Here is a 9,096-nt window from a genome sequence, read left to right as displayed (position 1 = left end):
CGCTTAAAAGCTAAAGTTACCTTTAGCCCTCCAAGACTCGCTACGAGCGAATGGCTAGTTCTTACTCGACGGGAATCCCACCCGCTATATGATACGACCTATGCTCGGCCGCACACGCACCTGTTAATTTAGTTAGTACGTTATGCAGACTCCGTTTACTGCCGCTAAAAACAAATGGGATTCCAATTATAGTTGTAAACAGCAGCATTCCTGCAATGGTACCTACACCAAATACCAGAATGTATATTGCACCCCAACTGCTATTCACCGTACTCATTGTTAACAAGACCATCGAAGCGCTTCCAGCAAGCCCGTGTATTAACGCCATAAACATCGATTTCCGGTATGAGCCACCCCTCCTTTTAGCAATTTTGGTATTACTGTGTAAATCATGATCATGTTCTGTATGTATATGTTGTTTTCTATAAGAAACTATCGTTGCTAACCCGAAGTATACAATCATAATGCCAACCAAAAATTCCATACTCATCGCCCATAATTCGGGGATTTCACCCTTAGCCAAGATAATAAACATACCGACAAACAACAATGTAGCTGTATGTCCAATTCCCCAGAATACTCCCGTCAAAGAAGACCGCATTAATTTTCTGCTGCGGCTTGCGATAGTTGAAATAGCTATAACATGATCAGGCTCTATCGCATGTTTAACTCCTAAGAGAAATCCTAACCCGAGAATCGACATGATTCCTTCTGCGCCCAAAAAAATCCCTCCAATCAGTGATAAACAAATCTATATTTTACTAGGACTACCACCGTTCCACAATTTCGTTGGAATCATTCAATTTGTTACAGAAAAATAGCAATATTATTTTCTGTTTTTTCTAAATTTATTGTATTTTCCTAATTTTTCTATCATAATTATACTAGATTACCAGTAAAATAAAAGCATCATTTTGAAATATTGTAAGCGTTCTCGCAAAGGATTGGAGTGATAGATAGCTATTCTTTAATATTTCAGCCATCTTTTCAATTGTAAGGCATTAAACAACCAATTTTATCATATATTCAAACGATTTTCATCCAAAGGAGCGTTCAGGTTAATATGCTACAGTTATAGCTAGAGCAAAAGGTTCGAAAGTTATTGTTGTTAACAGGGTTAAAAAGCAGACTTAACAGGCATGCTATTTCGTTATTGAAACGACTAATCCCTCTACAACTTTAACAGTATTAAGAGGTTTGTTTTCAGGATCACCGATGGAAATGTGACTCGTGCACCCATTTTTAGTGACCAATAAATCTAAAATATAGAAAGGCGGAAACACAATGAGTACAAATCTATTAGACTTAAACAAATTATTTATTAATGGTGAATGGGTACAGGCCGAATCAGGAGAGACATTTAACGTCTATAACCCTGCAACTGCTGAGGTAGTCTCCCCTGTTCCAAACGGTGGCGATAAGGAGGCGAGACTTGCAGTCGATGCTGCTCATGAAGCTTTCCGTACATGGTCACAAGCCACTGCCTATGAACGAAGCACATATATCAAAAAATGGCATGATATTATTTTAGAACATAAAGAAGAAGTCGCACAGGTATTGGTGGATGAACAGGGTAAACCAATGACTGAAGCCTTGGGAGAAGTAAATTATGCTGTCAGCTTCTTAGCTTGGTACGCAGAAGAAGCAAAGCGTATATATGGAGAAACCATTCCCGCCTCTGCAATTGATAAACGAATTATTATTTTAAAACAGCCTGTTGGAGTTGTAGCCGCAATTACACCGTGGAATTTTCCAGCAGCAATGATCACACGGAAAATTGCACCAGCCCTTGCTGCTGGCTGTACAGTCGTCATTAAACCTGCGGAGCAAACCCCATTGACTGCTATTAAGCTGGCGGAACTGGCTGAAAAAGCTGGGCTTCCTAAAGGTGTAATTAACGTTGTAACAGGTGATGCAAAGAAAATCGGGCAAGCTTGGCTTGAGGATGAACGAGTCGCTAAAATCACTTTTACAGGTTCTACCGAAGTCGGGAAACTGTTAATGCGCGGTGCTGCTGATACAGTTAAAAAGGTATCTCTTGAACTTGGGGGGCATGCACCTGTTATTGTATTCGGCGATGCTGATCTTGATAAAGCTGTAGAGGGTGTAATTGTCTCAAAGTTTAGAAATGCCGGACAGACCTGTGTTTGTGCAAACCGAATTTATGTAGAGAAATCTATCGTGCCCCAATTCACGGCAAAACTTCGTGAAGAAGTTGCAAAAATTAAAGTGGGAGCTGGAAATGAACCGGAAGCGAATATCGGCCCTCTGATCAATGAACAGGCCTATGAAAAAGTGCAAGCACATATTGACGATGCTGTGGAAAAAGGCGCTTCTATTGAATTGGGAGGAAAAAGAATCGCAGCATATGATAAAGGATTTTTCTTTGAGCCTACTATTCTATCAGGTGTTCGCGAGGATATGGTCATCATGCAAGAAGAAACTTTTGGCCCAGTCGCCCCGATAATCGAGTTTGATGATGTGGAAGATGTCATAAAGAAAGCAAACAGTTCCCGCTATGGACTCGCTGCCTATGCTTACACAGAAAATTTAAAAACAGCGATTACAGTATATGAAAAGTTAGAATTCGGAATTGTTGGCATTAACGATGGCTTGCCGTCAACTGCTCAAGCTCCTTTTGGCGGCATTAAGGAAAGCGGTTTGGGACGCGAAGGCGGCCATCACGGGCTGGATGATTTCTTGGAAGTGAAATACGTATCTATCAAGTTATAAATAAACTAATAAAAAATATCTCCTGAATATTATCAGGAGATATTTTTTATATTGGCAATTTGCACTTTAAGAATATATTTTAGAAAGCACTTTTTGAGGAGGAAACTCAGCTAGTTTATCGTTAACGGGATGTTATTTCATTATTACTGCTTTGAATGGTACCACCCTGCAAGAGACGCCCAATTTCTTCCTCATTATAGCCATTCTTTAATAGAATGTCTTTTGTATGCTCACCTAGTTTAGGAGGAGCCTGGTTTATAGAGGCAGGTGACGAGCTTAGTTCAAAAGGCAAACGAGGAAGACGGAAGTTTTCAATTTTACTATGCGATACTTCCTTCCACATTTTCACAGCTTGTGTTTGCTGGTCCTCTATAACTTCAGAGATTGCCTTAACTTTTGAACTCGGAACGCCAGCCTCTGCTAAAAGGGCTTCCCATTCACCTGCAGATTTTGACTGGAGAATGTTTTCGATTAACTCAGCTAATTCATTTCGATTTTCAACTCGCATAGGATTGCTCGCAAAACGAGGGTCCTCAGTCCATTCATCCTTGCCGAGAACTTGACATAAACGTTTGAATAAGGAATCATTAGATATTCCAATCATTACCGGTGCATCCGATGCCTGAAAGGCTCCATAAGGTGCAAACGCTGAATGGCTTGTTCCGTTTTTCTGCGGCTCTTTTCCGGTTGCAAGAAAGGATAGCATATGATATCCGACCCAGAAAACGCCAGTTTCATATAGAGAAGTTGTAACTTTTTGGCCCTCACCTGTTTTTTCTTTATGAAACAAGGCCGATATGACTCCAATTGCTCCCCACATAGCACTGCCCTGATCGAGGACAGAAACAGGTACACGTGATAAATCTGACCCTTGGGCACCGTTAATCCCGATGATGCCTGAATCTGCCTGAGCAATCGCGTCATAGCCAGATCTTTCACGCAGTTCCCCTTCTTGTCCGTATGCAGAAATTGAGCAGTAGATAATGGAGGAATTAATTTCCCTTAATTTATCGTATCCCAATCCTAGTTGTTCTGCTTTATTAAAACGAAAGTTTTCTACAAATACATCCGCTTTCTTGACGAGATCATATAAAATTTGCCTTCCTTCTTGCTGTTTTAGGTTAATCGCAATAGATTGCTTGTTTCGATTAATATGGAGGAAATAAACTCCCTCCCCTTCCCAAAATGGTCCCATTGCCCTTGAATCATCACCGATATCAGGCCGTTCAATCTTGATTATATCAGCACCCAAATCGGCAAGGATCATGGTTAAACTAGGACCTGAAATATTCGTCGTAACATCCACTACAGTAATACCGCTCAATGGTCCTGGCATCTTACTCTCCCTTTCAAAATCAGAGGACTTGTATAGTGACAAGTCCTCTGCGGTTTTTTAATAAGATAAGATAATTTATTTAACAAGCACTAATGTCTTGCTCCAGCATCCAGCCCCCCGAGGTCATAAGCCAATCGCTTCTGAAGGCAAAAAGCACCTTCTGTCAGCGCTTTTCTTATGCAAGTCGGGGCTGACAGGGCTCTTGCACTTTTCTTAATTAAAATGAGCGCGGCAGTCCAAGAACATGCTGACCAACATAGCTTACAACAAGATTATTTGTTACCGGAGCAACGATAAATAGGCGGGCTTCCCTGAATTTCCGCTCAATATTATATTCAGCCGCAAATCCATATCCTCCATATGTGTCCATCGCTGCATTGGCTGCCCGCCATGTCGCTTCGGATGCTAAATATTTCGCCATGTTCGCTTCAGCACCGCAATTTTCTCCGTTATCGAACATTGCCGCTGCCTTATCTCTCATCAAGGCTGCCGCCTGGATATCCATATAGGCCCTTGAAATAGGAAATTGAACTCCCTGGTTCTGACCGATTGGTCTTCCGAATACAACCCTTTCATTAGCATATTGAACAGATTTATCAACAAAGTACATACCATCACCAATCGATTCAGAAGCAATAAGAATGCGCTCTGCATTCATTCCGCCCAAAACATAGCGAAATCCTTTTCCTTCTTCACCAATCAAGTTTTCAACTGGTATTTCTGCACCTTCAATAAAAACTTCTGTAGTGGCATGGTTAATCATTGTATCGATTGGACGAATATCAATTTTATCTGCCTGGTCTTTCATGTCTAATATGAACAAGCTAAGCCCGTCTGTTTTTTTCGCTACTTGATCTTTCGGCGTGGTCCGCGCCAAGAGCATCATTAAATCAGAATGCTCTGCACGGGATGTCCATATTTTCTGACCATGAACGATATAACGGTCTCCTTTTTTCTCTGCAAACGTCTGGATGCTGGTTGTATCGCTTCCAGCTGTTGGTTCTGTAATACCAAACGCCTGCAAACGGAGTTCTCCACTTGCGATTTTTGGAAGAAACCTTTGTTTTTGCTCCTCATTTCCATGTCTCAGCAAAGCGCCCATAGTATACATTTGAGCGTGACATGCTCCTGCATTACCACCGGAACGGTTAATTTCTTCCAGGATAATGCCGGCTTCTGCCATTCCCAATCCTGCACCACCGTATTCCTCAGGGATTAAAACCGATAACCAGCCTTCTTGTGTGAGGGCTTGGACAAATTCTGTAGGATAGGAATCATCTTCATCCAGTTTTCTCCAATAGGTTTCAGGATAGCGTTCACATAGACTGCGTACACTCTTGCGGATCATTTCATGTTCAGTGTTTACTTCCGTTTTAGTAGTTGACATACAAATACCTCCAAAATTAGATTTAAATTACTTGCCTTTCCATTCCGGCTTTCGCTTTTCATTAAATGCATAAATGCCTTCCAATCTGTCTTCAGAATTAGCGCATCTGTAATAGGCTTCTAACTCGAAAGCAAGCCCTGTTGCCAAATCAGTTTCGGTGCCTTTATTTACTGCTTTCTTTAAAGATTGTAAAGACAGCGGTGCATTTTTCGCGATGTTCTCAGCCAGGTTAATAGTCCCTTCCAAAAGGGTTTCTGCTGTAAAAACTGCATTTATAAGTCCCCATTGTTTTCCTTCTTCTGCCGATATACGCTTTCCTGTATATAACATTTCTTTTGCAATACCAATTGGTAAAATTCTGGATAAAAGCTGCGATCCGCCTATCCCAGGAATAAGACCAAGCTTGGCTTCCGGTAATCCCATTTCTGCATGCTCGGCTGCTGTACGAATATCACAGCTAAGTGAAATTTCCAGTCCACCACCCAATGCATAGCCATTTATAGCGGCGATCACCGGGAATGGAAATTCACGGATCGACTCCGTAACTTCCTCAAAGTAATCATGCTGCTTTTTCCAGTCTTTCTTAGACATTCCATTCCGTTCTTTGAGATCGGCCCCAACGCAAAAACTTTTAGTGCCGGAGCTTGTTAAAACCACAACCCTTACTTTGTCGTCATATTTTAATTCTTGAAATGCTTCAATTAATTCGATAGCCATTTTCGTATTCATGGCATTCATCGCTTCCGGCCTATCGAGGGTTATTATCACAATACCCTCATTATGACTTGCTCTTTCTAATCTGATTGTTTCATAGGTTTGAACCAACATCTGCATCATCCCTCCCAAAGGTACAATTCATATATTCACTGCTTCGTTTTAATTTGGAACAGGGTATAACCGTGAGCTTTTGCCTGCTTTTGCGACCTGACCTGGCAATTCATGACCTAATATGTCTCTCAATCTCTTTGAAGCTTCAAGTAGAACATCAAGATCAATTGAAGTACGGACTCCCATTTCTTCTAACATGTGGACCACATCTTCAGTACATACATTGCCTGTCGCTCCCGGAGCAAATGGGCAGCCGCCAATGCCCCCTAATGAAGAGTCGAAAATAGATATGCCTGCTTCAAAACTGCCGATGATGTTAGCTAGTCCCATGCCTCTGGTATTGTGAAAGTGGCAGGCGAATTCAAAGTTTCTCCACTCATTAACCACTTCCTTCGTTAATGAATATACTTGTTTTGGGTTTGCCATACCTGTTGTATCTGCCAGAGTGATTCTTTTGATGTTATGTACAAGCAGCTTATCGATGATGTTCATGATTCTTTCTTGAGGTACTGTACCCTCAAAAGGACAACCAAACGACGTCGCAATGGTTACGCTTACATTTATACCGTTTGAAAATGCAAATTGAGAGATCTGGTGAAAGTTTTCTAATGATTCTTCGGTGGTTTGTCGAACATTTTGTTTATTATGCGTGTCGCTTGCTGAAATTACATAATTTACGGATTTTACTCCATTAGCTTTTGCCAATTCGAGCCCCTTTAGGTTAGGAACCAGCGCAACAAGCTGCATTTCCTCTAATTCCTTTAGGTGTGAATAGAACTCCCCGGAATTCGCCATTTGCGGAACCAGCTTTGGATGCACAAACGAACCAAATTCAATTTCGGATACATTAGCCTTTCGTAATAGATTAAATACACTCAATTTCTCTTCAACTGTTAAAATTTTAGACTCTAATTGGAGTCCATCCCTTAAACCAACCTCATAAATCGTTACTTGACCGGATAATTTCATAGTTATTTATTCCTCCATATATGCTGGAAAAAATCTATCTATAAATAGGATACTGGATCCAATTTTAATAATCAATCACTTTTTTTAGAATATTCATTAAATTTTTTATATTCCTTCATATTACTAACCTGAGTACACAGAGACAGTGAAAAAAGATACGCTAGATGTTTCAAAAGAAAATGTTTTTTAGACAGAAAAAATCCACAAATCTTGCTGTCTTCAAAATTTGTGGTTCATTTTAAAAAGCAATTTAGATTGAGTTACAGGTGATCCACCTACTTTTTTGATTCACTTTTCAAAAAAAACGTACCAAGAGCTTTTGCCACCAGTTTTTCATTCTCATCAATTATCGTGCAATCCGCGACAACTGTATTTTTCCCCATATGACTAATACTGGGTTTTGCATAAAGTTTTTCACCTTTACCTGGTCTGATGTAGTTCATCTTTAATTCTAATGTAACTACATCAGTATCTTTTGGGATTTTAGTCATAATGTAATTACCTAAAGCTATATCCGCTAATGTAAAAATGGCACCGCCCTGGGCAACATTATAAAAGTTTGAGTTTTGCTTACCTAATTGCATCGTTATTTCGCCAGCATCGTCAACATTAATGCCTAATAACGTACCATTATAGTGCAGCCCTCGTTCCGGGTTCCTCAAGGCATCAATCACATGAGAAATCTGGTCCAATTCATCAGCCGACATAGCTTGTAAGGCTTCTGAAATTTCATTTATCTTTGCATCCATATTTTCCAATCCTACCTTCTCTTTAATAAGAATTATATTTTAGTAATTTGCTACCTCAATCAAAGCTTGGTCAGGATCACTATTATAGTTAGAGGTGATTGGGCCTGCAGCACCTGTCCTGGCTATAGGTCCTTCTTCATTTCTGCGCCTGAACTCATAAGGTGGCTTATAACCTGTTTTAATGGCCTATCTGTAATAAAACAAAGATCTGCTTTCCCCGGTGCTGGATGAGCAGCTTTTGACTCGAATTCTCTTCCGGCTTCATGAAGGTTTATTTTTTGATTGCCGAATTTTTGCGCCTTCCTCCCCCCTGCAAAAGAAGCAACTTCTATCTCCATAACACGCTTAAAAAAATCACATGGGTTCTCCACGTTTTAGCAGTTAATACCAAATAACCCAGACTTTCTATTTTCAATCTATCATTGCTTTTCGCTAAAAAACATCCTCTGAATTGAGCTATTCAGAGGTAGTTTATTCATTATAAAGACCGTTAAATTCCCGCTGAGTCTAGAAGCGAAATTAAACCGGCCCCTCTTCCTGAAACTGCTGTTTACCAATCTGATACCAGTCATTTCCTTCGCTGTCGATAATCACAACCGCCGGGAAATTCTGTACGGTCAACTTATGTATTGCTTCGGGTCCCAAATCTGCATATGCAATAACTTCCATTGACTTAATGGAACGGGCGATCAAAGCACCCGAACCGCCAATTGCCGCGAAATATACGGCTTTATTCTTTTTCATTGATTCAATTACTTCCGGGCTGCGATAACCTTTTCCGACCATACCTTTTAGGCCTTTGTCCAAAAGGGCGGGTGTATATTTATCCATGCGGCCGCTCGTGGTTGGGCCTGCTGAACCTATGACCTGGTTCGGCTTAGCGGGGGTGGGGCCTACATAATAAATCGTTTGCCCAGCGATATCAAAAGGGAGCTGTTCTCCGTTTTGCAATGCTTCAAACATCCGCTTATGTGCGGCATCACGGGCAGTATAAATCGTACCGCTTAATAACACACGGTCTCCAGCCTTTAATTCCAATAAAGTTTCCTCAGAAATTGGGTTAGTAATTTGGCGAGCTGTCACTTCATCCCCTC

General features: G+C 40.8%; 8 protein-coding genes. 1 reads left to right on the top strand and 7 read right to left on the bottom strand.

Annotated features, from left to right (window positions below):
* Positions 1 to 61: 61 nt before the first annotated feature.
* Positions 62 to 703: a HoxN/HupN/NixA family nickel/cobalt transporter gene (locus D0469_RS18580; RefSeq protein ID WP_158553583.1), complete on the bottom strand. Its 642-nt coding sequence runs from the start codon at positions 701 to 703 to the stop codon at positions 62 to 64.
* Between the two features lie 581 nt (positions 704 to 1,284).
* Between D0469_RS18580 and D0469_RS18575 the strand changes: the two genes are divergently transcribed.
* Positions 1,285 to 2,733 carry an NAD-dependent succinate-semialdehyde dehydrogenase gene (locus tag D0469_RS18575; RefSeq protein WP_117328221.1) on the top strand — a complete coding sequence of 483 codons (1,449 nt, stop codon included), beginning with the start codon at positions 1,285 to 1,287 and terminating at the stop codon, positions 2,731 to 2,733.
* A gap of 121 nt (positions 2,734 to 2,854) precedes the next feature.
* On the opposite strand, the gene D0469_RS18570 is transcribed toward D0469_RS18575, so the two are convergent.
* The 6 genes from D0469_RS18570 to D0469_RS18540 all read right to left on the bottom strand — a co-directional run bounded on the left by D0469_RS18570 (position 2,855) and on the right by D0469_RS18540 (position 9,085).
* Positions 2,855 to 4,069: a CaiB/BaiF CoA transferase family protein gene (locus D0469_RS18570; protein ID WP_117328220.1), complete on the bottom strand. Its 1,215-nt coding sequence runs from the start codon at positions 4,067 to 4,069 to the stop codon at positions 2,855 to 2,857.
* 217 nt (positions 4,070 to 4,286) lie between these two features.
* Complete coding sequence (locus D0469_RS18565) at positions 4,287 to 5,456, bottom strand: acyl-CoA dehydrogenase family protein (RefSeq protein WP_117328219.1); 1,170 nt, start codon at positions 5,454 to 5,456, stop codon at positions 4,287 to 4,289.
* A gap of 27 nt (positions 5,457 to 5,483) precedes the next feature.
* Complete coding sequence (locus D0469_RS18560) at positions 5,484 to 6,284, bottom strand: enoyl-CoA hydratase/isomerase family protein (RefSeq protein ID WP_117328218.1); 801 nt, start codon at positions 6,282 to 6,284, stop codon at positions 5,484 to 5,486.
* 48 nt (positions 6,285 to 6,332) lie between these two features.
* Positions 6,333 to 7,253 (bottom strand): hydroxymethylglutaryl-CoA lyase, encoded by a 921-nt coding sequence (locus D0469_RS18555; RefSeq protein ID WP_117328217.1) that lies wholly within the window; start codon positions 7,251 to 7,253, stop codon positions 6,333 to 6,335.
* A 275-nt stretch (positions 7,254 to 7,528) separates the two neighbouring features.
* On the bottom strand, positions 7,529 to 8,002 hold the full coding sequence (locus tag D0469_RS18550; protein WP_233523118.1) for a PaaI family thioesterase: 474 nt from the start codon (positions 8,000 to 8,002) through the stop codon (positions 7,529 to 7,531).
* A 519-nt stretch (positions 8,003 to 8,521) separates the two neighbouring features.
* Positions 8,522 to 9,085 carry a Fe-S-containing hydro-lyase gene (locus D0469_RS18540; RefSeq protein WP_233523116.1) on the bottom strand — a complete coding sequence of 188 codons (564 nt, stop codon included), beginning with the start codon at positions 9,083 to 9,085 and terminating at the stop codon, positions 8,522 to 8,524.
* Positions 9,086 to 9,096 lie beyond the last annotated feature (11 nt).

The organism is Peribacillus saganii, from assembly GCF_003429095.1.
Taxonomy (GTDB): domain Bacteria; phylum Bacillota; class Bacilli; order Bacillales; family DSM-1321; genus Peribacillus; species Peribacillus saganii.
Note: the sequence above shows the minus strand (reverse complement) of the source record. Positions and strands in the feature narration are given on the sequence as shown.

Excerpts from the sequence above, each read along its gene's own strand:
- D0469_RS18575 (WP_117328221.1), top strand. The coding sequence starts at position 1,285 with ATGAGTACAAATCTATTAGACTTAAACAAATTATTTATTAATGGTGAA.
- D0469_RS18550 (WP_233523118.1), bottom strand. The coding sequence starts at position 8,002 with ATGGATGCAAAGATAAATGAAATTTCAGAAGCCTTACAAGCTATGTCG.
- D0469_RS18580 (WP_158553583.1), bottom strand. The coding sequence starts at position 703 with ATGTCGATTCTCGGGTTAGGATTTCTCTTAGGAGTTAAACATGCGATA.
- D0469_RS18560 (WP_117328218.1), bottom strand. The coding sequence starts at position 6,284 with ATGTTGGTTCAAACCTATGAAACAATCAGATTAGAAAGAGCAAGTCAT.
- D0469_RS18565 (WP_117328219.1), bottom strand. The coding sequence starts at position 5,456 with ATGTCAACTACTAAAACGGAAGTAAACACTGAACATGAAATGATCCGC.
- D0469_RS18555 (WP_117328217.1), bottom strand. The coding sequence starts at position 7,253 with ATGAAATTATCCGGTCAAGTAACGATTTATGAGGTTGGTTTAAGGGAT.
- D0469_RS18570 (WP_117328220.1), bottom strand. The coding sequence starts at position 4,069 with ATGCCAGGACCATTGAGCGGTATTACTGTAGTGGATGTTACGACGAAT.